We start from the raw sequence: 25,444 nt of genomic DNA, 5'->3' as shown, positions 1-25,444 counted from the left end.
CCATGAATGCAAAACACGGCGAAGTAATCATTTATACAAGCGATGACGGAGTTACAAAGATAAACGTAAACTTACATGATGAAACGGTCTGGCTCTCTCTCGATCAAATGGCGGAGCTTTTCCAAAGAGATAAATCTACTATTTCACGGCATATCAAAAATATTTTTACCGAAGGTGAATTACAAGAACATTCAGTTGTTGCAAAATTTGCAACAACTGCTGCCGACGGTAAAATATATCAGGTAGACTATTACAATCTTGATGTTATTATTTCGGTAGGTTACCGCGTAAAATCCCTAGCCGGAACACGCTTTCGTATTTGGGCAAACTCCATATTGAAAGAATATATCAAAAAAGGTTTTGCTATAGATGATGAACGATTGAAAGGAACCGGCGGAGGAAGCTATTGGAAAGAGCTGCTTGACCGTATTCGGGATATTCGTTCATCCGAAAAAATACTTTATCGTCAAGTGCTCGATCTTTATGCAACCAGTGTCGACTATGATCCAAAGAGTGAAGAGTCTCTCGCCTTTTTTAAGATTGTGCAAAATAAACTGCATTATGCAGCTCACGGACATACCGCAGCAGAAGTTATTTATGACAGAGCCGATGCTGAAAAGCCGTTTATGGGACTTAAAGCTTTTTCGGGAGAACTTCCGGTTCGTAAAGATATCGGCATTGCAAAAAATTATTTAGATGAAGAAGAACTGAAAATCCTTAACAATCTTGTATCGGGTTATTTCGATATTGCGGAAATCAATGCCATTGAACACCGCCCCATGTATATGCAGGATTATATTGAACAGCTTGATGCAGTATTGACTTCCGGCAAACGAAAACTACTTGAAGGAGCCGGACGAGTAAGCCATGAACAAGCTGTAAAAAAGGCGGAAAAAGAATACCGCAAATATCAGACGGAATCCTTAACTTCTGTTGAAAAAGCCTACTTAGACAGTTTAAAGAAGATAGAAAAAAAAGCGAAAAAAGCCTCTAAGTCGAAAAAGGAGAGTCCCAATGCCTAAAGTCAATGAAACGGAACGCGAAACACAAGATAGAATCCTGAAGCTTTTCTGTGATAAAGAAAATTTGAATTACATATATGCAGGAAATTTACATAATCAAATAAATAAAAATATTGTAGAGAATGATTTACTCACTTGGCTGACTTCTTCAAAAGGCGGGGATTGGAATAAAATCACTGCAAAAAAAGTCCTTACTGAATTACAAAAAGTTGCAAATAATTTAGAACAAGGTTTATATAAAGCGAACCAAAATGTTTACTCTCTTTTAAAATTTGGAATAAATATTATCGATCAAGCAGGAAAACCGGCTCGTACTGTATATGTTATAGATTGGGAAAATCCTTATAACAACAATTTTGCAGTTGCAGAAGAAGTAACACTAAAACTTGGTTCCGAACGCCGTCCTGATCTCGTAATTTATGTAAATGGAATCGCTCTTGCTGTTATCGAACTAAAAAAAGCCGGCATTTCTGTGGCTAACGGTATACGTCAAAATATTTCTAATCAAGGTGAACTATTTAATAAAGCATTTTTTTCTACTATTCAATTTTGTATGGCAGGAAATTATACTGAAGGCTTGCGTTATGGTACTATCAAAACAAAAGAAACATATTATCTTGAATGGAAAAATGATATGGTTCACACACATGCACAGCCGCTTGATCAAGATTCTCTTGATATACTTGAAAAATGTAAAACATTTCCCGATAAATTTGATAACTCTATTTTCAGCATGTTTTATAAACCTAGATTTCTTGATCTTATTCATAATTTTATCCTTTTTGACAACGGTATAAAAAAAGTATGCAGGCATAATCAATTTTTTGGCGTAAAGAAGGCTCAGATAAAAATATCAAAAAACCAGGGCGGAATTATTTGGCATACACAGGGAAGTGGAAAAACTCTTACCATGGTCTGGCTTTCAAAATGGATACTATCACAAAATGATAATGCCCGTGTGCTGATTATAACCGATAGAGAAGAATTAGATGAGCAAATCGAAAAAAAATATATCGGTGTAAATGAAAAACACATAAAAAGAATAACATCCTGTTCTGATTTAATAGAGCGTTTGCAAGGAACTACAGATAAGCTTATGTGCTCTCTAATTCATAAATTCGGTGTTCATGGATATTCCGGCTCAGATGAACAAGAGGATAAGGCAAGAAAAAAATCCGTTGAACAATTTCTTAAAGAGTTGAGGGAATCTCTTCCTAAAAATTTTAAGGCACAAGGGGATTTTGTTGTTTTTGTTGATGAATGTCATAGAACACAAAGCGGCCTTTTGCATATCGGCATGAAGGAAATTCTGCCTGATGCCATTTTTATCGGATTTACCGGAACACCGCTATTAGTAAAAGATAAAAAAACAAGCCTTGAAGTTTTTGCTCCAGGTTATATTCATACATATAAATATGATGAAGCAGTCGCAGATAATGTTGTCCTTGACCTGCGGTATGAAGCCAGAGATATCGATCAAACCATTACATCACAAGAAAAAATAGATGAGTATTTTGAAGCCAAAACACGCGGTCTAAACGATGCTGCAAAGGCAAAACTTAAAGCCCTATGGAGTAATATGCAAAATGTATACAGCTCTCGCAAGCGGTTGGAAGTTATTGCAGAAGACATAGTCTCCGATTTTGCAATAAAAAGCAGACTTGTAAATGGAAATGGTAATGCCATTCTTGCCGCCGACAGTATTTACGATGCATGTAAGTATTATGAAATCTTAAAATCAAAAGGGTTTACCTCTTGTGCAATTATAACATCCTTTATACCGGAAGAAAAAAAACTCAGTACCGAAAGCGAGGATTCTGAAGAATTTAAAAAATTCACGGTGTATAAAGAAATGTTGGGTGGACAAAGTATTGAAAGCTTTGAAGAAGAGGCTAAACGTAAATTTATTGAAGAACCTGCTTCTATGCAGCTGCTAATTGTAGTTGATAAACTCTTAACGGGTTTTGATGCTCCTCCCTGTACTTATCTTTATATTGATAAAGCAATGAAGGATCATAGTTTATTTCAAGCAATCTGCCGAGTAAACCGTCTTGACGGCGAAGAAAAAGACTTCGGATATATTGTTGACTATAAGCAATTATTCGGCAGCTTAGCTGATGCAATACACAAATATACTTCAGGAGCATTTGAAGGCTTCGATGAAGATGATATAAAAGACTTTTTAAAGGATCGACTTACCGAAGCAAAAAAATATTTAGAAACAACTCTTGAAGAGTTAAATGATTTATGCGATGGAATTAAAGCACCTCACCCTCAAATAATAGATTACATTCATTATTTTTGCGGTGAAGATGGAGTATCCGGAATTGATGATGAAATATGTTCACGCAGCCGAGAGAAATTATACACGCTCGTAAATCGTCTTATCCGTGCCTATGCGGAAATAAAAGGCGATATGGAAGCCGCCGGTTATACATTGGAAGAGCGTATAGAAATTGACAATAAAGTACGGTTTTACACATCTCTTAAAATGGAAATAGGCAATGCAAGCGGTGATTTTATCGATCTTAAATCTTATGAAAAAGATATGCGTTATCTCATAGACACATATATAAAAGCTGACGATAGCCGTAAATTGGGAGCATTTGATAATTTTACACTTCTTGATTTTATTTTAATTCAGGCTGAAAAACTGAAAGGAGAAAATAAAGAGGCAGCAGCAGAAGCTATCGAAAATAATATTCGAAAAAAAATAGTAGAAAAACAGCTTATCAATCCTAAATATTATGAAAAACTTTCGGCAATCCTTTTGCAGCTCATTGAAGAAAGACGCAAAGGAGTTCACAGTTATGAGGAACTCTTAAATAAATATATTCAATTGGTAAAGCAATTGGAACAACCTGAAAATAATCCGGAATACCCTAAAAGTATTAGAAATAGAGGAACACTGCGGGCATTTTACGATAACTTCGGCAATGATGAAGAATTTGCTCTTACCATTGATAAGGCAATTCGGGAAAGCAAAGAAGCGGATTTTAGATATAATAAGCAAAAAGAACGTAAAATAAAAAATGCCTTATATGCCGTAGTTAATGATAAAGAAAAAATTGAAGAAATTTACAATCTTGCTGTAGAACAGCCGGAGTATTAAATGATTGTGATAATTTCAGATATTTCTGTTGAGATCTGCAAAAAAAATATAAAGAATATGCACCTATATGTTAAACCCCCTTATGGGAAAGTAAGTGTTTCCGCTCCATATTCCGTTAAAAATCAAACAATAGAAATGTTTATTCGAACAAAACTATCTTGGATAAAAAAACAAATCAGCAAGTTTGAAAATCAAGCACGTCAAACTAAACGGGAATATATATCGGGTGAAACATTCTATGTATGGGGAAAACGGTATTATCTGCAACTGGAATATGGAAATAAAACTTCAATTACACTTTTAGGAAATAAAGCTGTTTTTACCGGTAGCAAAAATAGAACAATGGAATCAAGTGAACGGTTTATTAGAGAATGGTATCGCAGCTTATTAAAAACGGAAATAGAAAGAATTTTACCAAAGTGGAAAAAAATCACAGGGCTGATACCTTCAAGCTGGCAAACAAAATATATGACAACCCGCTGGGGTTCCTGCAATTCGACAACAAAAAAAATATGGCTCAATGTTCAACTTGCAAAAAAAACACCGGAATGTTTGGAATATGTCATATTGCACGAGCTTATCCATCTTGAAGAAAAAAATCACAATGACAGATTTATTGCCTTAATGGATAAGCATATGCCGATGTGGCGAGAAATAAAAGATTCTTTAAACTCTCAACCATTAGACTATATGAAATAGCGGTATTTTTCCGTAAAATTCACGAAAATCTACGAAAATGCACGAAAACAAGCTTGACAAATCATAAAAAATATTTATCATTAAGAAAAGTCTTTAAAAAAGGAGAATCTTTACTTTATGAATAAAGCTTATAAGCATTTTTTTATGGCTATGGCAGTTCTTGCCTTTGTGTCGGCTATGACATCATTGGTTGTACCTTTTCTGTTAAGTTTTTGGGCAAAAACCGATGCTGAGATGAATTTAAAAAGATTTTTTATTGTTATATCGGTGCTTGTACTGATGTTCTTACTTAAAACCGCTATAATTTTTTTGCGTGAGAATTTTGCAAAACATTTTAATATAAAAAATGCCAAAAACATTATTGAAAAAATTTTAAGGTTAAAATACGATGCGATTATTTCTCAAGGGAATATGAATTTAGTTGAGAGGATGGCACAGGCTGTAAACAATATGTACATATATATGACGGGAGATGCCGTTCTGATATGGTCAAGCATAATTTCAACAATAATTATTTTAATCGCAATATTTTTTGATAATTTCATTATAGGTTTAATACTGCTTGTTTTAATTCCAATAAATTATTTAGGTTATAAATCTTTGAATTCAGAATTAAAAAAACGCTCTCAAGTTATGCAAACAAGTACTGCAACGGGATTCCAAGAAATACTTTCAGTTGTAAACCAAACAGATTATTTAAAACAATGCACCGATTATGATATTGTACTAAACCAATTAAAACCTGCATTGGATAAAATTTACGGAAGCATGGCCCAAGTAAACAAATATGCTCAAACTTCTTCATCGTTTATATCATCGCTTAATTCAATGCTGCAGACGGTTTGTATTTTACTTGTTATGTACAATTATCTAAGCGGAGAAAATCAAGTTTTACCGGTTGTAATTTATACAATTGTACTTCCTTTATTTTTTTCCAATATCAGTATAATTACAAATATTAATTTAACCAAAAATAATCTAAAAGTCTCACAAGAATTTATTGCATTTTTAGATTCGGAACAAGAAAAAGATTCAAATGAGACAATCAGATCGATTGAAAAAATAGAATTTGATATCGGTGCAATACAAATAGGAGAAGAAATATTTAAGGCCAATATAAAAGATAAGTTTATAAAAGGCGACATTGTTTGGGTACAGGGAAAAAGCGGCTCGGGAAAGTCAAGTTTAATGAAACAACTTGTAAAATTTAGGAAAACATCAGAAATCTTAATAAACGAAAAACCGATTTCTTCTATTAATAATACTTGTATCAGGTCTCTTATTGATTATATCCCGCAAAATAATTCAATTATCAATGGAACAATCCGTGATAATTTATTTTTAAACAAAAGTCATTCAATTGAAACTGAAGAAAAATTAAAAAAAAGCGAGCTCCTTTCTACAATTTTGCAAAACAAAAACTTTGATACAATAATAATGGATATGGGGGCTAATCTTTCAGGAGGAGAAAAACAAAAACTTGCCATAGCCCGAAGCTTATATTCAGATGCAGAAGTTTTAATCTTTGATGAGGTTACAGCCAATATTGATGCTGAAAGCACGATCCTAATTTTAAATGCAATAAAAAATATTTGTAAGAATAAAATAGTCTTTATAATTTCACATGACACATTGCCTGAAAATTTCGCCAATAAAGTTATACGGATGGAATAAAACTTACAATGCCCGATTGCAATCAAAGAAATATTATTATAAAATTAAAATAAAAATAGGAGAAAAGATTTGGAAAAACTATATACAATGAATCAAATAGCCGAGATGCTCGAACTCAGTGTAAGGACAATTCAAAATTATTTAAAAGAAGGAAAACTTACAGGAAAAAAAATAGGTTCTCAGTGGCGTTTTACCGAAAAAGACCTTGAACGGCTTTTTTCGGACGAGAGTTTTATTGATGAAAAAAATATTGATGAAAACCATAGATTACAAGAATTTTTAAAAAAAGATTCCGTTAACAAACCTGAAATCTTTTCAATCCTAAATTATCCGTATAAGAAAGATTTTAAACTAAAAGAATTAATGAAAAAAATAAATGAAAATATTGAGAAAGCAAATAAATGCCGATTTTATTTTGCCTCAACAGCAAACACTTTTAAATTTTTTTTGGAAGGGGATATTGAATCAGTTATCAACTTACAAAAAATAATAGATGAAAATTTTAAGTTTTAACCTTAATATTACACAAATATAGAGAGTATTCCAGATCTCTTGACTATACATACAAAATAATGTATTTTATAAACATATTGGAGATTATTTTATGATAAAAAGACAGAAATTAATAGGATTTGCGGCTATTGCAGCGTTTTTTTTGCTGCTATCTTGTAAAAACAATCTTTTAACAAAAACCGAAAAAGAGAAATCCGGTGAAATCCCCGTTAAAAACATTATTCTTTCACCGAATAAAAGCGAATTTTCTCTTGAAAAAAACACGGCACAGACCATAACCGTGAAAATCATACCTGAAAAGGCGACAAATAAAGCACTAATATATTCTTCAAAACATGGAGACATCGCTTCCATCGACAACACCGGTTTGATTACGGCAAAAAAAGAAGGGCGCACGATCATCACAATCGAGGCGTCAAACGGCGTAAAAAAAACGATAGACGTTATCGTAACACCGGAACCGATTCCCGTTACAAATATCGAATTTGAAGAAGAACCGCCAGCCTTTTTGTTCATCGGCGATGTCTATATATTCAAAGCAAAGGCAAAACCAGACGAAGCGACGAATAGAAAGCTCGAATACACCACGATGACATCAGATGTGATATCCGTTACCAATACGGAATTAGGTACGATGAAGGCAACAAAAGAAGGCAATGCAGCTATTACTATTCGTTCAGCCTCCACTCCCTCGGTAGCCAAAACGGTTACAATTGAAATTAAAAAGAAGCCGCAAATTAAGTATGAAGAAAAACAAGCTGTTATGCCCGAAAGTGCTGCCGGTACATATACATTTGAAGTGCAAACGATAGACGGTAAATTGGATTATGAACCGTACTTTACGTCGAGTACTTTACCGTGGATTACAGGAGCGCCGACAATCAGTTCACGAACCGATCCCAATAAGGACGTAATTTCATTTACCTGCCTCAAAAACAAAACCGTGTGGAACAGGCGTGCATACATTAAATTCAAAGACAAAAAAACAGGTCAATATATTAAAGGCGCTGACGGAAAAGCGGATTTGACCGTAAACATTATTCAAAAAAAGAATGAGAATCCCGTTGTGCATTACAAATGGGTCGATGGAATAGGAGCACCTACTGAAAACCAAAAAATAAAGATGAAAATAAAAAACAACGGTATTGAGACAGAGGATTATTTTACGGACCCGTTCGTGTTCAAATGGAAAGAAACTGCCGATACAAAATTTTATAATGTGCGGAAATTAGATAAGTTGTATGTACAAGGGCAATTTCCAAGTAATTATTTCGTGATAAACGGTATAAGAAATGAACAAATACAAGGGCGAGATATTAGCCAATGCTGGGCAAAAACCGCTTCCAATATGCTGCACTGGTGGTTTGAACAAAATAAAGACTATATTGAGCAGTATAAGCAAAAAGCTGCCATTGAAGAGTGGAAACGGCCTTTATATAAGCATGATTATATCCGAGGCTTGCAGGATGAAGACGAAGGCAAAAAAAGCAATATAGCCAATATCTTTAGAGCATATTCCCATAACAATGCCCGAGGCGGTTACATAGAAGACGGGCTGACGTGGTACCTGTATAAAAGAGACGGTCAAAAAAATCTAGGTTCAATCTATCCCGGGCTATTCAATGATGTTTTCGCGCATGATACAAGCCCTATTAATATTGAGCGATGTGAAACAAAAAAAGAATTTGAACAGCTTATGAATAAAACCCTTGATAACAAACGGGCAATAGGAATTTTTTGGCAGGGTTCTAAAGGTAACAGGCCATACCAACATGCCGTAACGTGTTGGGGCGCAGCCTATGACGAAGATAATAATATTATCTGTCTCTATATTGCCGAATCAAACTTACCGGAAGCTGTCCTCTATCCATTCGGCGTTAGATACAAAGGCAATATATATGAAGAAGCTGAAAAGAACAGAACATATATGTTCAATTATGCGTTAAGCAAACCTGAAAACATCTATATTGATGGCCTTACCACCCTGGACAAGGGCGAAGATCAGTGGAAAAAGTGGCTTGAGGCACATCAGTAAGCCGACAATAAAGGGCTTGGGGCCGGTCTTTTGTTTATAAGGTTGTTAGATACCCTCTATAACAAAAGACCGAACTGCCGGCCTAATTTTAGTCGACCAAGCCTATGGTAATACCAATTATCATTATATTGAAAAAATCAATAAATAAGGAGCCGACTATAGGAACGACAAAGAAGGCTATCTTTGAATAGCCGTATTTTTCGCATATAGAGCCCATATTAGCCATGGCGTTAGGGGTTGCGGCAAAACCGAACCCAATGTGTCCGGCCGTGATGACCGCAGCGTCATAATCTCCGCCCATAACCTTAAAGGTAACAAAGCGTGTATACAAATACAAAAGAACGATTTGAGCGCTTAAAATAATCATCAGAGGGATAGCCAAACTTACAAGCTGCCAAAGTTTCAGCGAAACAAGAGCTAAAGCCAAAAACATATTCAAAGAAATATTTCCGAGTGCATCAATTTCATCCATATTTACCTTGAATTTTTTTGAGGTATCTGCAATGTTCCGTATAATGGCAGCACAAATCATCGCCCCGATATAAATGGGGAATTTAAATTTGGGCGACAACGAATTAAGATGATTGGTAACAAAAAGACCAAAACCTGAGGCCAGAACTAAAAGCATAAATGACATTAAAAGCTTTTCACTGCTAAGATGCTTTTCAGAACTGGTTGTCGAGTTATCTACTTCACCTTTTGCCGAGGCTTCATGAATAACTTCCTCCTGAACCGTTACGACTTCTTGCCCCTCTTCCCTGCCCTTTGTGGGATTAAAGAAGAGCCGCTTTATAAAGCTCGGATGAACCGCTTCTACTTTCTTAACAACTTTTTTTGTTTTTATTATGTTTCCCGATTCATCAATTCTTACGCTTTCATCGGCATTTGAAGGCTGTAAGCCGTATTTTTTTATCAGACGGTTTCCGACGGGACCGCCTAAGATGGAGCTTATCAAAGAGCCGAAGGTGGGAACGGCTACTGCGAGGGATAAGGCTCCCAGAGTGTTTTCCGGATCAACAATCGGTGCAAAGGAGGCCGCTGTACCGAACCCCCCTGTAAAGGATGTTGAACCCAGCATGACGGCGAGCATCGGACTAAAGTTTATAAGCCTTGCGGCTCCTTGAGCTACAACGTTTTGCAAAATAGCAAAAACGATAGCTACAGCCAAAAAGACAAAAACTTTTTTCCCGCCGTCTCTTAAAATCGAAAACCCTGCATTATAACCCACAGAAGTAAAAAACATCACCATCCAATAGGTTTGCAGGGTTGTGTCAAATTCGAAGTCGAGTACCCTTGTTACGTGAAGTGCTAACGAAATCAGCGCAAACAAAAAGCCGCCCACTATCGGGGCAGGTATACAATACTTTTGAAAAAACTCAAACTTCGCCTTAATGAATCGTCCGACAAGCAACCAAGCGATTGCAAAGCCGAGCGACTGGTACATATTCATATGAATTACCATAACTCCTCTCCTTTTGCGTGCGTCTAACGCAATTCGGGATGCAAGAGTGAGTATAGGCTTTTTATATGAAGATGTCAATCTATGGATACAACATCTATCGATACAAAATCTTTGTCTTCGGAGACTTTAGAAGAAACAGATTGCTTTTCGGAATAAATAGTAGTATAATATGGTTTTATTAAAGGATAATATTTATGCTGAAAACCTTATCAAAAAGCCTTCGGGAATATAAACGGATGTCCGTGCTCGCAGTGCTGCTGACAATCACGGAGGTTGTATTTGAAATTATTATCCCTTCCTGCATGGCGTATTTAATCGATTTTGGAATTGAGCTCGGTGCAATGGGAACCGTGTTCAAGTACGGAGCTGCGCTGTTAATCTTTGCAATTATTCAATTGCTGACAGGTGTATTTTCGTCGATTACAGCGGCAAAGGCTTCGGCAGGATTTGCTGCAAACCTTAGGCAAGATATGTACTCTAATGTTCAAACATTTTCTTTTTCCAATATCGACAAATTTTCAACTTCTTCTATTATAACACGGCTTACAACCGATGTAACGAATGTTCTCAATTCTTATCAGATGCTTGTAAAGCTCGCTGTGCGCGCTCCCGGTATGATGATTTTTGCGATGATCGCATCGTTTAGAATCAGTCCTAAAATTTCCATGATATTCCTCTGCATGATTCCGCTTCTGGGACTCGGCATCTTTTTGATTATCAGTAAAGTGCATCCGATATTCAGAAATGTTTTTAAGACCTATGATAAGCTCAACAATGTCGTGCAGGAAAATGTGCGCGGAGTACGGGCGGTAAAGTCCTTTAACCGGCAGCAGTACGAAATTGAAAAGTTTGAAAAAATTTCGGAATCGATTTATCGAGGATTTTCAAAGGGGGAGAGGTATATCACTCTGATGATGCCGATGGCGCAGCTATGTATTTATACCTGTATGATTTTGATTTCATGGTTCGGCGCGAAGGAGATTGTTGCAAGCGGAAACAATGCGGCACAGGGCTTAACCACAGGATCGCTGATGGCTCTTTTTTCGTATGCAACACAGATTATGATGAGCTTGATGATGTTCTCCATGGTCTTTGTGATGATCACGATTTCCCGCTCATCTGCGGAGCGCATTGCCGAAATTTTAAATGAACGCTCTACCATTCAAAACCCTGAACATCCTGTGATGGAGGTAAAGGACGGAAGTATATGCTTTACCGATGCCGATTTTATGTATAGTGCCGATGCGGATAAAAAAGTTATTACCAATGCAAACATTTCAATCGATTCGGGAGAAACGGTTGGAATTATCGGAGGCACCGGTTCTTCCAAGACTTCTTTTGTGCAGCTCATTCCCCGATTGTACGATGTTACTTCCGGTTCGGTTAGCGTCGGCGGCGTAAATGTAAAAGACTATGATGTAAAAACTCTGCGGGATGCGGTTGCCATGGTTTTACAGAAAAACGAATTATTCTCAGGTACGGTGAAAGATAATTTGAAGTGGGGCAATGAACACGCAAGCGATGAAGAAATTGCCGAAGCCTGCCGCCTTGCTTGTGCTTCCGAATTTGTCGAAGCAATGCCGGAAGCTTATGATTCCCGTATCGAGCAGGGCGGAACAAATGTTTCGGGCGGACAAAAACAGAGGCTCTGTATTGCGCGGGCGCTTTTAAAAAGGCCTAAGATTTTAATCCTTGATGATTCCACCAGTGCGGTGGACACCAAGACGGATGCTCTGATTCAAAAATCATTTAAAGAGTTCCTTCCGGAAACAACAAAGATTATTATTGCGCAGCGGATTTCTTCCGTGCAGCATGCAGATAAAATCCTCGTATTCGATAAGGGTTTAATTACTGCGGTAGGCACACATGACGAACTGCTGCATACGAGCGCCATCTATAAAGAAGTCTTTGAGACCCAACAAAAAGGACATGAATAATATGAAACCCATTAACACAGCAAAACCGGAAATGAAGCTTTCCATGCCGGCCGTCAAACGGCTTCTTTCCTACCTTAAACAATATAAAACCGTTCTTGCGGTTGTTACGGTCTGTATTTTATTAAGTGCAGGAGCAACCGCATCAGCAGCTTTGTTCCTGCAAGTATTGATTGACCGGTATATTATGCCGCTGCTTGCGCAAAGCACTCCGGTGTTTAGCGGACTTTTACGGGTGCTCATCTTTATGGCGGCGATTTACGGCACCGGTGTTCTCTGTTCGTGGATTTATAACCGCTTGATGATTAAGGTTGCACAGCAGACTCTCAAGCGGATTCGAGATGAAATGTTCTCTAAGATGCAGCGCTTCCCTCTCCGATATTTTGACACACATACCCACGGAGATATTATGAGCCGTTACACCAATGATACCGACACACTCCGGCAGATGATTACACAGTCGATGCCTCAGCTGGTTTCTTCTATGTGTACGGTTGTTACAGTTTTCTTTGCAATGCTGTATCAGAGCGTGTATCTTACGATTATCGTTGTAGCTTCCATCTTTTCTATTTTAAAAGTGATTAAGTTTATCGCAAAAAAAAGCGGCTTTTATTTTGTACGGCAGCAGGAAACGCTCGGACAGCTGAACGGTTATGTTGAAGAGATGATAAACGGGCAGAAGGTAATTAAAGTGTTCTGCCGCGAAGAAGCGGTCAAAGCCGATTTTCATGAAAAAAATGCCGCATGGCAGGAAAGCGCCTCAAAGGCAAACTCCTATGCGAATATCATCATGCCCTTTATGAATGCACTCGGCTATTTTCAATATGTGATTGTCGCCCTTGTCGGCGCATGGTTCGCAATTGCAAAAATCCCCAATCCGACTATTGCCGGTATCAATACGCTGACACTCGGTACCATCGCTTCGTTTTTAACATTGTCGAGGAATTTTACCAATCCTATTTCTCAGCTTTCCAATCAGCTCAATTCGGTTATCAATGCCGTTGCAGGGGCATCGCGGATTTTTGCTCTGATGGACGAAGAACCCGAAGAGGATGCCGGAACCGTTATGCTCGTAAATGCACGGGAAGAAGCCGGTACACTGACCGAAGCTGTGGAGCACACCGGGGTATGGGCTTGGAAGGGAATGCACGAGGACGGCAGCATTACATTGACAAGGCTGACAGGCAAGGTGATTTTTGAGCATGTCGATTTCGGGTACTCGCCCGATAAAAAGGTACTGAAGGACATAAACCTTTTTGCAGAGCGGGGACAGAAGGTCGCATTTGTCGGGGCAACAGGCGCGGGCAAAACAACGATTACCAATTTGATCAACCGCTTTTATGATATTAACAAAGGAACTATCACCTATGACGGAATACCGATTACCCGGATCAGGAAAGAAGACCTGCGCAGGTCACTCGGTATCGTATTGCAAGAGGTTAATTTATTTACCGGCACCATTATGGAAAATATCCGTTTCGGCAACTTGGATGCAACCGACGAGCAGTGTATCGAAGCGGCAAAACTTGCCAATGCTCACAATTTTATTACAATGCTTCCACATGGTTATGACACGGTTATTGAAGGAAATAAAAACTCTCTTTCACAAGGGCAGCGCCAGCTATTGTCCATCGCCCGTGCCGCAGTCTCCGACCCGCCCGTCATGATTTTGGACGAAGCGACATCCTCAATCGACACCCGAACCGAAGCACTTATCCAAAAAGGTATGGATAGCCTGATGGAAGGCCGAACCGTTTTCGTCATCGCTCACCGTCTTTCCACTGTTATGAATTCCGACGTTATCATGGTCTTGGATCACGGTGAAATTATCGAGCGCGGCACACACACCTCCCTGCTGGAGAAAAAGGGAGTGTACTACCGACTCTATACCGGAGCTTTTGAGCTCGACTAAGTCTTTGACAAATATGCTGGCATCTGCGTTGTCGCTACGCCGAAATAAATACTCAACGTATACCCGATACGCCTCCGTTTTATTTCGGCTAGGCTCCTAGCATCTACCTAGCCTATTTGTCAAAGTGATGGCAGAAAAGGCGGGGCATCTATGGCGTTGCTGCACAAAAATCAATGCTCGACGTACAACAAGTACGCCTGCGGGTGTTTTTTGTACGCTCCTAGCATCTGCTCCACCTATTTGTCAAAGCGCTGGTTAAGGGAGGACATCTACTGCGTCGTACGGCAAAAAAGTGTTCTCAACATATCAAAGATACGCCTATAGTTTTAATCTGAATGGATATTATATTTCTTTCTCACATCTTTATAACTATCAGGTAAATATAATGTTATTGTTGTCTAATATCCGTGTTCAATCAAGATTAAAAAATCATAATTATATTGAGCGGCAAAAAATATAGGAGATAAAAACTCATCTTTAACTGAAAGCAGGACTTGACAAAGAGATGGTTGAAAAAGTGAGACAATATTGTTAAAATTGAAACGGAGGATAATATGAAAAAAATCATGCTTTTATCGGCAGCCATTTTATTTATTGGAATAACCGCCGCGGCACAAACAAAGGCGGCGGCTCACACCTTTAAAGTCGAAGAACAAAGCTTTCAGAGAAACGGTATGAAAATATACGGAAAGCTTTTTCTTCCCGATAGTGTATCGCCCGTACCCTTAGTCATTCTTTCACACGGATTCGGCGGAAACCACAGCGGTGTTAAAGGCTATGCTGCGGCTTTTGCGGAGCATGGCATTGCTGCATACATTTTTGACTTTATCGGCGGCGGCAATCATATCAAAAGCGATGGAAAAATGACGGAAATGTCGGTACTTACCGAGGCCGAAGATTTGACGGTCATTCTCGATAACTTAAAAGCCGACTCTCGTTTTAAGCCTGAACAAATCTTTTTATTAGGAGAAAGCCAAGGCGGATTTGTTTCAACTTATATTGCCGCACTGCGCCCCGACGATATCGCGGGCTTGGCTTTATTATATCCTGCTTTTGTGTTGCACGATTACGTTCGGCGGCGCACTCCCGATCCGGAACGGATTCCCGACACAATGAAGCTGCTGGGAAAAACCATAGGCCGCATTTATAATAAAGATGTACTCTCATTTGATATTTATACATTGATGCCCCGGTATTCAGGCAAAACGCTCATCATTCACGGAACAGCCGACTCGCTTGTACCGCTGTCATATTCGGAACGGGCGGTTAAGACATTCCCAAACGCAAAGCTCATAAAGCTTGACGGAGCAAAGCACGTCTTTTACGGAGACATGATGCAGAAAGCTGCAGAAGATGCGGTAAAATTTGTACAAAGCATAATTGATGAAAAAAGACCTTAGGCTCGGTAAAAAATTACCTTTTCAAATATAATATTTTATATGAGGATTTATGAAAAAAATACTTCTATTAAATGCAAGCCCAAGAAAGAATTGGAATACTGCACAAATACTTAAATCGGCGATGAGAGGCGCTCAAACTGCCGGTGCGGAAGTTGAATATATCGATTTATATGATTTGAATTTTACGGGATGCAGAAGCTGCATGTTGTGCAAAAGAAAAGGAGTTGAAAGATGCCGATGTTATTGGAAAGATGACCTTTCTCCAATAATAGAAAAAGTTTTTTCGGCAGACGCACTCTTTATCGGAACTCCTATATATTTAGGAAGACCTACTAGTCACTATTTTGCATTTATGGAACGCTTGCATTTTTGTTCACTTTCTTATGATGACTATAGCAATTATTTCAAAGGAAAGGTTAATGTTGTGCTGTTTTTAACAATGAATGCGACAAAAGATTTTTACGATAAACTGTATAAGGAAAAATTTGGAAATTATGCAAATGAATTTAAATCATTGAATGGCAATGTTACCTTGTATCCATGTTATAATACACTGCAAGTAAGCGATTATTCAAAGTTCGATATGGCAAGTTTTAGTGAAGATAAAAAGAAAAAATCACGCGAAGAATGTTTTCCAATCGATTTGGAAAATGCCTTTCAGCTCGGTAAAAAATTAGGGGAATAAGTTTTAAGGAGCTAAAACAATGAAAATAACCATTACAGCAAACGGCAAAACGCTGACAGCTTCTTTGTATGATAATTCTTCCTCTCGTGCTCTGGTTGAATTGCTGCAAAAGGGTGCAATTACCATCGAAATGCATGACTACGGTAATTTCGAAAAAGTCGGCGATCTTCCGATAAGCCTTCCGCGCAACGACAAACAAACCAATACGGATGCGGGCGATCTGATTTTATATCAGGGAAAATCATTCGTTATTTACTATGATAAAAACTCGTGGAACTTTACTTTGCTCGGAAAACTGGAAGGCATAACCAAAGCCGAGTTAAAAAAGCTGCTCGGTACCGGAAATGTTACTGTAATACTGGAAAATGCGGAATAGCTAAAGGGAACCTCGAAAACTTCAGCTTTTTGAGGTTTTCCTTACGATTGTACTTTCCACCAAACGGTTAATCTCATCAACCGCGCTCAATAAGTTTAAAGAGGTCAGATATTCTCGTTTTCGCTGATATATACTTCCAAGTCGGCATCGTCTTCGGGAAGGTCATCGACAAAGCCCGGATCCATGTGCATTAAAAACCGGTACTGACCGTTTGCATCCCGATATGTAACCGCTTCGCCGTCTTCGGAGCCGTGATACTCGCGAAAGACGGAAAAGCCTTTTTTTTCCAACACGGCTTTCACACGCAAAAAGTTTCTCTCGCGCTTTTCGATATAAGTTTTAAGTTCGTTGTTTCCGATTAAGTAGGCATCGACGAGAGTGCATCCTTCAACGGTGTTTGCTTTCCCGTCATCAAAAGCTTCAACCTCAATCGCAATAGCTTCGGCTTCGTCATCGACAAACGAAAACCTCGATAATGGAAATTTTTTCTTTCCATAAGCTATTTCAACGAGGTCGCCTAAGGCTGCAACATGCAATTTGCCTAAAACGCCATACTCATCGTCGGAATACACTTCAAAGCCCGGAATTTTTTCCAAAAAAGCTTTTATGTTGGCTTCGGAATCAAACGCTCCGATGAGGTGTTCCCTGCCGCTTTCCATCAATTTTAATAAAAACATTTTTTCTCCTACGCCGATAATTTAGAGCTTCTGCATCATACTTTTCTTTATCACTATGAGGAATGCTTTATGTCGATTATGCCTCATGTTTGTTGCAGCGCATCCAACCAAGCTAAATAGTCCCTTGCACTCCGCTCTACCTCTTGCCGTGCAGCTTCGCTATATCCCGCGTTGCTGTCTATTGTATGGAAAGTGAACGGCGGGCGGTAGTCTGCATTGCAGTATTTCGCTGTCAGTTCAAACGGACGCAGTACTTCGGCAACGCTGCACCCAACAGCACCATCTGCGCGGTAGTCTGCGGCCGGCGCACCGAGCGAGACGGCAAGCGCAATTTTTCTGCCCTTAAGCGCCTTGCCTTTCGAGCCATAAGCCCAGCCATAAGTCAGCACTTCATCTAACCACTGCTTCAATAACGGCGGACAATTAAACCAGTATATGGGAAATTGCCACACAAGTGAATCGTGCGTTTCTATCAATTTTTGTTCAGCCGCTACATCAATCTTGCCTTGAGGATAGACAGCGTACAGTTCGTGAACAGTAAAGCGATCAGTATGTTGCCGCACTGCATCCGACCAGTGTTTATGAACGGTAGATTGAGAAATATTAGGGTGAGCAAGAATAATCAGGGTTTTCGGCATTGTAAATTCCTTGAATGAGTTATGCCGAGAGTATACCATAAAAGATAAAAATGTTCTATACTGAGGACAGGTAGTAAAATGAAACTTTTAATTTACGGTGCGGGCGTAATCGGCAGTTTGTATGCCGCTGCGTTCGCCGAAGCAGGCTATGACACGACGGTGTACGCAAGAGGAAAAAAACTCGAAACATTGAAAACCCGCGGCTTGCTGTATGAAAAAAACGGCAAACAGTATAAAGCAAAGGTTAAGATTATCGCTACATTGCAAAACGATGATATCTATGATTTTATCTTTTTGACGGTAAAAGAAAATCAAGTGCATACGGCGCTTGAAGAACTCCGGCCGAACGGCAGCCCGAACATCGTTACAATGGTCAATACGCTTGAACCTTACGCCGACTGGGAGAACCTGTGCGGCGAAGGGCGTATTATCCCCGCGTTTCCGGGGGCTGGAGGCAGCTATGAAGACGGCGTGCTGAAAGCAGACTTTACGCCGTCTCTTATTCAGGCGACGACATTTGCCGAAATCGGCGGGAACTCATCGGAGCGGCTGAAAAAACTCGCGGCTCTTTTTAAGATGGCGGGCGTGCCGTACCGAATCGTAAAAGACATGCACGGCTGGCAGTTGTATCACTTGGCTCTGGTTGTTCCGATTGCCGATGCGTATTATAAAGCCGAAAATCCGGAAGAAGTTTGGAAAGAAGCGGACATTATGAACGATACGGCACGGCAAATAAAAAACAATTTTCAAAAATTGTACCGTTCGGGAGTAAAACTTTCGCCGCCGAAAATGCACCTTTTGAGACTGCTGCCGGCTCCGGTTCTGCAAGCCATTTTTACTCAAGTTTTTAAAAGCCGCTTCGGAAATTTATTTATGTACCGGCACTCGATGAAAGCTTCCGACGAAATGCGATCTCTGCACTCGCAGTTGTATCAATACCTTGCCGCAATTCCGACGAACCATAGTCAGCGTGGAATAAGACTCATCTGCATCGGCGACAGCTTAACATTCGGTAATGTCGGCTATTCGTATATTCATTTTTTTAACAAAAAAATTCATGCCGTAAACAAAGGAAAAAACGGCGACACGCTTAGAGGCGCTTACGGCCGGCTCAAAAAAATAATCGATAAGCCCCGACACGGGGGCGGTACATTCATCCTCGGGATCGGTACAAACGATATTCTGCTGTCGTATTTAAAATCCCTTTCTTTATTTTGGTTTTTGACAATGAATCTGCGCTGCAAAATAAAACGGTGCATTGAAAACGACGATAACTTTGAACGCGAATATGACAGACTTTTGCACTTATGCTCCGAAAAAAACAAACGCGTAATCGTTTTCGGAATGCCGTTTATTAATTTAAAAAATTTTCCGCACGAAAAGACGGTACGAAGAAACGCCGTTATCAAACGATTGGCGCAAAAATATAATTATTCTTTTATCGATATATACGACCTGCAAAAAGAAACACTTCTACCCGACAAGCGTACCTATACGTGGAAACACGGTTTTGCGTTCAGGCTTATAGATGCCGTCATAATGACGCTGTTGCCGTTTTGTAAAGACGGGTTCGCAAAAGCACGAGGTTTGAACGCAAGCGTAGACGGCGTTCATTTTAATTCGGCATCGGCAAAAATTTTGGCTGCGGAAATAGAAAAAGTCGTATTGCGATAGAGCCCGCAAAAGCCGCCGATTCGGCGGCCGCGTTTATTTACCGTATTTTCTTTCTATAGCGGAAAGGGTGTCGACCCGTTCCGTGTAAACGCCGCCTTCAAAGCGGGCATCGAGAAAGGCGTCGACAATCATTTTTGCTTCTTCGGGTCCGACGATGCATACGCCCATGGCGACAGCGTTTATGTCGCTGTGTTCGACGGCGAGCTTTGCCGTACACGGTTCGCTGCACGCCGCAGCCCTCACTCCCGGAACCTTGTTTGCGGCAAGAGAAATGCCGACGCCCGATCCGCACACCATAACGCCTTTTTCAACTTCCTGCGATTTAATCGCTTCGGCAACCTTTAAGCCGAATTCGGCATAGTTTGCCGGAACCTTCGAATCCGCCGCACCGTAATCAACGCATTCGTATCCTTTATTGCGAACGTGTTCCATTAAAATATGTTTTAATGCGACTCCCGAATGATCGCTTCCAAATCCGATTTTCATATGCGCACTCCCTTTATATAAAAATATAGGGCACTTATAAAAAACTATTTTTTTAGCACCCATAATTATTTTAGTAGTTTTTTTATAAATTGTCTAGTGTAAAAGCCGGGTTACTTTCTCCGCCTTGCATAACAATCTTTTTATGATAATTTTGCCTTATTTCGTTCTTCTTGCCATTGTTAAGGTTCGTGAATTCTTCTGTACAATCCCCTTGCCTAAACGTATGCATTTCAGTATTTTTTAAAAGGAGGTAATCCTATGGATGAAAAGAAACGCAAAGTTACCGTTGTGGGAGCAGGTGCGGTCGGTTCAACCTTTGCCTACGCATTGGCTCAAAGCGGTTATGCGGATGAAATTGCAATAACCGATATGAATAAAAATTTTGCCGAAGGACAAGCTCTCGACCTTGTACAGGGTCTGCCTTTTTTACCGCAAGTCGACATACACGCGGGCGATAAAACCGATTATGCCGACAGCGACATCGTTGTGGTTACGGCGGGAGCAAAACAACAGAGCGGGGAAACGCGCATAGATTTGCTGAAACGCAATGCATCCATTATCACCGGCATTGCAAAGGACATTGCGGAAAGCGGCTGCAGCGGCGTTATGCTGATTGTGAGCAATCCCGTTGATATTTTAACTCGGGCGGCGCTCAAGGCTTCCGGATGGGAGCGCGGAAGAGTTATCGGTTCCGGTACGGTTTTGGACACTGCACGTTTCCGCTACACTCTTAGCAAAGAGTGCGGTGTCGATGCGCGCAACATTCACGGTTATATTTTGGGAGAACACGGCGACAGCGAATTTGCGGCTTGGTCGATGACATCCGTTGCAGGACGGCGCATCGACGAATATTGTTCAGGCGGTGTGTGCAGCTCAGGCCCGCACTTCGATAAAGCAAAAATTCTGGAAGAAGTACGGAATTCCGCTTACCACATTATCGACTACAAAGGCTCTACTTATTTTGCCGTCGGCTTAGCCCTGACGAGAATAGCCGGCGCCATTTTGCGCAACGAGCACAGCATTTTGTCCGTATCGATGACCTTGGATGGAGAGTTCGGACTTAAAGACGTATGCTTGAGCGTTCCCTGCATTGTTGGACGCAGCGGTGCGGAACGGGTTATAGAAAGCGATCTTCCCGCTGATGAACAGGCAGCATTGGAAGCAAGCGCAAAACGGCTTAAAGAAGCTTTTACCGAGATGAATTAACCCAAACTATTTTTATCGAGAATTTCGTTTATTACGATTACTCTGCATTTAAAGGTTTCGTTTATCCTGCATTTAAAGCTGAACTGAACGCCCCGGACGAGTACCACCTGTACACTACCGCAACGGCAAACAAAAACGACAAAACATCGGAGAAAGGCTGCAGCAGGTAAATGCCGGTCTTTCCGTATAGGGCGGGCAGAATATATAAGAGCGGTAAATAAAAAAAGCCTTGCCGTGAAATCGATATGAGAAGGGATGAAAAATAATGACCGATGTTCTGCATGAACATACTGCTCACGGCAAAAAAGCTTAAAAGCGGCAGCGAAAAGCATTGCATTCTCAGTATTTTAATTCCGGCAAAAATTACCTCATCATCCTTAGACATAACTCCGATACATTGTTCGGCAAAGAGAAATAAAATTATTGAGGCGGCCGTTAAAAAAATTGTTCCGATTAAAACCGTAGTAATAAAAGCTTTTTTTACTCTTGAGTATTGTTTGGCACCGTAATTCATTGCACAAATCGGTTGAAAGCCTTGCCCCCACCCGATCATAATCATATAAGCCAAAGCGGCAACTCTTGAACTTACCGTTAAAGCCGCTATCATGCTTTCTCCGTATTGTGCCGCTTTAACATTAAGTAAAACCAATGCGGCGGAGGTAATTGCCTGCCGCGAAAAATTGGGCATACCGCCTGCAAGAATATGATACATACGCTCTTTGCTGTATTGAACTTTTTTTAGATTGAACGAAATACTCTCGTGCCTTTTTGCTAAGAGCGTCAACACAATACATCCGATAATCTGACCGATTAGCGTTGCATAGCCTGCGCCGATAAATCCCTGCTTAAAAATAAACATCAATACGGGATCAAGCACCATATTGCTGAGCATTCCCGAAAGCAGCCCGACCATTCCGTCGCGTACATTTCCGCAAAGACGCAGCTGATTATAAACAGTCAGTGCATATAAACTGAACGGAATGCTGATAATAATAATCCTTAAATACTGCACTGTAAATGTGAGAACATCTTGAGATGCACTTCCGCCGATGAATTTTGAAAGCGGTAGAATAAAAATACTTGCTCCGATTGCGATCAGAATACCTATTATAATTGCAAAAACAATTCCTACCGAGGAAATGGTTTCCGCTTCCGCATAGTCTTGTTCTCCGATTTTTTTTGACATTGCATTACCGCTGCCGTAACCGAACCAAAAACCGATTGCTTGAATAATGCTGACAAAACTAAACACAATACCAATTGCCGCAATCATCGCTCTGTTATTTAAGCGGCCGACAAAAAAAGTATCGGTCAAATTGTATATAACGCTGATCAACATTCCGATTATTGTCGGAATTGAAGTTTTAACTAACAGCGGAAAAATCGGTTTTGTTAAAATGTTAAATCGTCTCAGCTCTTTTGAATCCATCTCAACAACTCCGCACTTCGCCTTTGTTTCCGTCAACGGTGATAAGGTCGCCGTCCTTAAATTTTGCGGTGGCAAAACCTACACCCAATACTGCCGGTATATTAAATTCCCGAGCGACAATCGCAGCATGACTTAACGCGGAACCGGTATCTGCGACGACAGCACTTGCAAGTTTAAAAAGCGGAGTCCATTCGGGATCGGTAAGATGACAAACAAGTACATCACCTTTTTGCATTTTATAAAATTCTTCAGGCTTGCGGATAAGACACGCTTTTCCTACAACAGTCCCCGGACTTCCGCTTACTCCTTTCAGCTCATCGCCTCTTGAATCAAACACAAGTAATTTTGATGCTTCCCAAACTTTTTCCGCAAGCGGAAATTTTTCATTTCGTCTTCTTATTTTTTCTTTATAGACATCGGTTAGCCGGCCGGCTTTAAGCACTTCCATTAATTCACGATGAAAAAGATTTACAATTCCGTGTTTATAATCTTCGCTGTTTAATAAAAGAATATTTATCCGTCTTACACATTGCCTGACATAATAAAAGACAGCTTCCCACAAATATTGTGATTCTTCGCGGACAACATGAAAATACCGAAAGTGCTGTATGTCCTTTTCTATACGAGGATATTTGTTTCCATAAAGACGCTGTAAGTTCTGCATTAAACTCGTATAATTTCTATTCTCGTTATTATGAAAATTTTGATCGGATGTATCAGGGGTATTTAAAAGCGGGCGTATAATATTGACAAGCCTGTCGGGATCTTCGATAAATGTTTTTGCTTCAATGCAATAACAATTGTAATCCGACTTAAAACCGTTGCGATTTATAAAATCATCTGCAACCCGTTTAAATTCGGGAAAGCCGGCACACAGGGTTTTAAATTTTTCTCCTGAGAGTACGGCTTCTGTTAGAACAGCATTTTTCTTTATCTCATCGGCTATGCGTGAAATATCGTTTGCAACGACAGCCGTTTTATTATTGAGTTCCCAATAAAAATCAAATGCGGAACAGTTTTTATCTACTCGTTTAATTATTTTTGTGAATTTTTTACTCATAAAAAAAGACGGAAACAAGGCGTATTTAAACCTGTCATAAACAAGCTGTTGAATAAGCTCATAACTTTGTTCCATGAATTTACTGCATTCCGCCAAACTCATATTTTGAAAGTCTAAGGTTTTAATATGCTCTATTTCTTTTTCATAATGCGCCATAAACTTTTTACATACTTCAGAACAATAGTCAAAGTTTTTAAGCATGCGTATTATTTTAAATATATGAAAAATACGCAGGGTGAAACCTTTTCTATTTTTCGGAAGAGTCTGAATACCGTCATCATCAATTTCAGGATTTGAATCAAAAACAAGACCGCCTTCCGCAAATATCCGTGCTTTTTGGTCATTAATCGCTATCATATAATCAAAGTCCAGCGCACGGTATGCAAAGGGCATTTTTTCAAACTGAAAAGCCATATTTTCTTTCATCATTCGTGTTAATTTGCTACCTTTGATATATTCCTGAACCTGCTTCTCATCATCATTGTTTTTTAAGGTTGTTATTGCGCGTGCCTGTAAAATATATATTTCGTTCTTTCGTATTGCCCATTCAATATCCATCGGCATACCGTAATGCTTTTCTATTTTTAATCCGGCTTTTACAAGACCGGCAATCTCGACATCATTCAATGCCCGAGCTGTTCTTTTTGCTTCGCTTACCGATTCTTCTTTTGTATTCTTATCGCCATAAACAATTTGCGTTTCTTTACTTCCGATATTTATTTCAATAATATCACCCGACTTGTTTACAATATAATTATCCGCCGTTACGCGTCCGCTTACAACACTCTCACCCAATCCGTAACTTGCATTGATTTGCATTTCATCTTTGTTTTGCGTTACCGGATTAAGCGTAAACAAAACGCCGGCTTTTTCGCTTTCTACCATTTCCTGAATGACAACGGCAATCGCAACAGTACTTTGATTATATCCCTGATTAAAACGATAGCTTACCGCCCTGTCTCCCCACAGTGAAGCGTAGCAATGACGTATGTAAATCAATACATCCTCTATGCCTTGCACATTTAAATATGTTTCCTGCTGACCTGCAAAACTCGCATCGGGTAAATCTTCCGCCGTTGCCGATGAGCGCACCGCAACTCTCGCCGATTCTCCGAGTTCAGCGTATTTCTTTCTTATCTCTTTTTCCAGTTGAATGGGAAAATGTCCTGCTATAATTTTTTTTCGAAACTCTCCGGCGGCGGATAATAAAGCCTGTTCATCCGTTTGCTTTTCTACAAGAGTGCGTGAGATGATTTCGTCTATTTTGTTCTCTTTTAAAAATTCCCGATACGCCTCTGCGGTAATGACAAATCCTTTCGGAACATTTATTCCCGCAGCAGTCATCTCTCCAAGGTTAGCGCCCTTGCCACCGGCCCTTAATATGTCATCTTTATGTATTTGTGCAAAATCAAGTATCATTTTTGCTCCTCCATAATTAAAATTTTCAAAA

The 25,444-nt window shown here is 39.7% G+C and carries 19 protein-coding genes and 1 pseudogene; 14 read left to right on the top strand and 6 right to left on the bottom strand.

Annotation, left to right across the window (positions count from 1 at the left end; genetic code table 11):
• Positions 1–2: 2 nt before the first annotated feature.
• From TDE_RS01795 to TDE_RS01770, 6 genes are all read left to right on the top strand, one after another.
• The gene (locus tag TDE_RS01795; RefSeq protein WP_002681377.1) at positions 3–1,022 is read left to right on the top strand and encodes a virulence RhuM family protein; all 1,020 of its coding nucleotides are present in this window, start codon (positions 3–5) and stop codon (positions 1,020–1,022) included.
• Positions 1,015–4,134 (top strand): type I restriction endonuclease subunit R, encoded by a 3,120-nt coding sequence (locus tag TDE_RS01790; RefSeq protein ID WP_002681375.1) that lies wholly within the window; start codon positions 1,015–1,017, stop codon positions 4,132–4,134. The genes TDE_RS01795 and TDE_RS01790 overlap by 8 nt, the downstream gene beginning before the upstream one ends.
• On the top strand, positions 4,135–4,833 hold the full coding sequence (locus TDE_RS01785; protein WP_002681373.1) for a M48 family metallopeptidase: 699 nt from the start codon (positions 4,135–4,137) through the stop codon (positions 4,831–4,833).
• Positions 4,834–4,950: 117 nt separating this feature from the next.
• Positions 4,951–6,507, top strand: coding sequence for an ATP-binding cassette domain-containing protein (locus tag TDE_RS01780; RefSeq protein ID WP_002681370.1), 1,557 nt, complete (start codon positions 4,951–4,953; stop codon positions 6,505–6,507).
• A gap of 69 nt (positions 6,508–6,576) precedes the next feature.
• Entirely contained in the window at positions 6,577–7,020 is a 444-nt protein-coding gene (locus TDE_RS01775; protein WP_002681368.1) for a helix-turn-helix domain-containing protein, read from the top strand.
• Positions 7,021–7,111: 91 nt separating this feature from the next.
• On the top strand, positions 7,112–9,055 hold the full coding sequence (locus TDE_RS01770) for an IdeS/Mac family cysteine endopeptidase (protein WP_002681357.1): 1,944 nt from the start codon (positions 7,112–7,114) through the stop codon (positions 9,053–9,055).
• A gap of 88 nt (positions 9,056–9,143) precedes the next feature.
• Here the strand turns inward: TDE_RS01770 and TDE_RS01765 are convergent, their stop codons facing one another.
• A complete protein-coding gene (locus TDE_RS01765; RefSeq protein ID WP_010956723.1) occupies positions 9,144–10,517 on the bottom strand; it encodes a sodium/glutamate symporter in 1,374 nt (457 codons plus the stop codon).
• A gap of 194 nt (positions 10,518–10,711) precedes the next feature.
• Between TDE_RS01765 and TDE_RS01760 the strand changes: the two genes are divergently transcribed.
• The 5 genes from TDE_RS01760 (at position 10,712) to TDE_RS01740 (ending at position 16,824) form a co-directional block, all read left to right on the top strand.
• Positions 10,712–12,454 (top strand): ABC transporter ATP-binding protein, encoded by a 1,743-nt coding sequence (locus tag TDE_RS01760; RefSeq protein ID WP_002681349.1) that lies wholly within the window; start codon positions 10,712–10,714, stop codon positions 12,452–12,454.
• 1 nt (position 12,455) lies between these two features.
• Positions 12,456–14,363 carry an ABC transporter ATP-binding protein gene (locus TDE_RS01755; protein ID WP_002681347.1) on the top strand — a complete coding sequence of 636 codons (1,908 nt, stop codon included), beginning with the start codon at positions 12,456–12,458 and terminating at the stop codon, positions 14,361–14,363.
• A 554-nt stretch (positions 14,364–14,917) separates the two neighbouring features.
• Positions 14,918–15,763, top strand: coding sequence for an alpha/beta hydrolase (locus TDE_RS01750; RefSeq protein WP_002681345.1), 846 nt, complete (start codon positions 14,918–14,920; stop codon positions 15,761–15,763).
• Between the two features lie 49 nt (positions 15,764–15,812).
• Positions 15,813–16,448, top strand: coding sequence for a flavodoxin family protein (locus TDE_RS01745; protein ID WP_002681344.1), 636 nt, complete (start codon positions 15,813–15,815; stop codon positions 16,446–16,448).
• 19 nt (positions 16,449–16,467) lie between these two features.
• Positions 16,468–16,824, top strand: a complete 357-nt coding sequence (locus TDE_RS01740; RefSeq protein WP_002681342.1) for a cyclophilin-like fold protein — start codon at positions 16,468–16,470, stop codon at positions 16,822–16,824.
• Positions 16,825–16,928: 104 nt separating this feature from the next.
• On the opposite strand, the gene TDE_RS01735 is transcribed toward TDE_RS01740, so the two are convergent.
• Together TDE_RS01735 and TDE_RS01730 are read right to left on the bottom strand one after the other, a co-directional pair.
• Positions 16,929–17,501 carry a hypothetical protein gene (locus TDE_RS01735; RefSeq protein ID WP_002681340.1) on the bottom strand — a complete coding sequence of 191 codons (573 nt, stop codon included), beginning with the start codon at positions 17,499–17,501 and terminating at the stop codon, positions 16,929–16,931.
• An 83-nt stretch (positions 17,502–17,584) separates the two neighbouring features.
• Positions 17,585–18,139: an NAD(P)H-dependent oxidoreductase gene (locus TDE_RS01730; RefSeq protein ID WP_002681338.1), complete on the bottom strand. Its 555-nt coding sequence runs from the start codon at positions 18,137–18,139 to the stop codon at positions 17,585–17,587.
• A 78-nt stretch (positions 18,140–18,217) separates the two neighbouring features.
• On the opposite strand from TDE_RS01730, the pseudogene TDE_RS13410 reads away from it, so the two are divergent.
• Both TDE_RS13410 and TDE_RS13405 read left to right on the top strand, forming a co-directional pair.
• Positions 18,218–19,105 (top strand): annotated as a pseudogene (locus TDE_RS13410) (ketopantoate reductase family protein); the annotation flags it as partial.
• Positions 19,088–19,813 (top strand): SGNH/GDSL hydrolase family protein, encoded by a 726-nt coding sequence (locus tag TDE_RS13405; protein WP_342606900.1) that lies wholly within the window; start codon positions 19,088–19,090, stop codon positions 19,811–19,813. The pseudogene TDE_RS13410 and the gene TDE_RS13405, both read left to right, overlap by 18 nt.
• A 33-nt stretch (positions 19,814–19,846) precedes the next feature.
• Here TDE_RS13405 and TDE_RS01720 read toward each other — a convergent pair whose 3' ends face one another.
• Positions 19,847–20,299, bottom strand: a complete 453-nt coding sequence (locus tag TDE_RS01720; RefSeq protein WP_002681334.1) for an RpiB/LacA/LacB family sugar-phosphate isomerase — start codon at positions 20,297–20,299, stop codon at positions 19,847–19,849.
• 258 nt (positions 20,300–20,557) lie between these two features.
• Here TDE_RS01720 and TDE_RS01715 point away from each other — a divergent pair, with 258 nt between their 5' ends.
• Positions 20,558–21,505 carry an L-lactate dehydrogenase gene (locus TDE_RS01715; RefSeq protein ID WP_002684979.1) on the top strand — a complete coding sequence of 316 codons (948 nt, stop codon included), beginning with the start codon at positions 20,558–20,560 and terminating at the stop codon, positions 21,503–21,505.
• A 61-nt stretch (positions 21,506–21,566) separates the two neighbouring features.
• Here TDE_RS01715 and TDE_RS01710 read toward each other — a convergent pair whose 3' ends face one another.
• Both TDE_RS01710 and TDE_RS01705 read right to left on the bottom strand, forming a co-directional pair.
• Positions 21,567–22,934 (bottom strand): MATE family efflux transporter, encoded by a 1,368-nt coding sequence (locus tag TDE_RS01710; RefSeq protein WP_002681330.1) that lies wholly within the window; start codon positions 22,932–22,934, stop codon positions 21,567–21,569.
• A gap of 1 nt (position 22,935) precedes the next feature.
• Entirely contained in the window at positions 22,936–25,413 is a 2,478-nt protein-coding gene (locus TDE_RS01705; protein ID WP_002681327.1) for a PEP/pyruvate-binding domain-containing protein, read from the bottom strand.
• Positions 25,414–25,444: the final 31 nt, after the last annotated feature.

This window comes from Treponema denticola ATCC 35405 (assembly GCF_000008185.1).
Lineage (GTDB): Bacteria > Spirochaetota > Spirochaetia > Treponematales > Treponemataceae > Treponema_B > Treponema_B denticola.
This window is presented reverse-complemented; position numbering and strand designations above follow the sequence as displayed.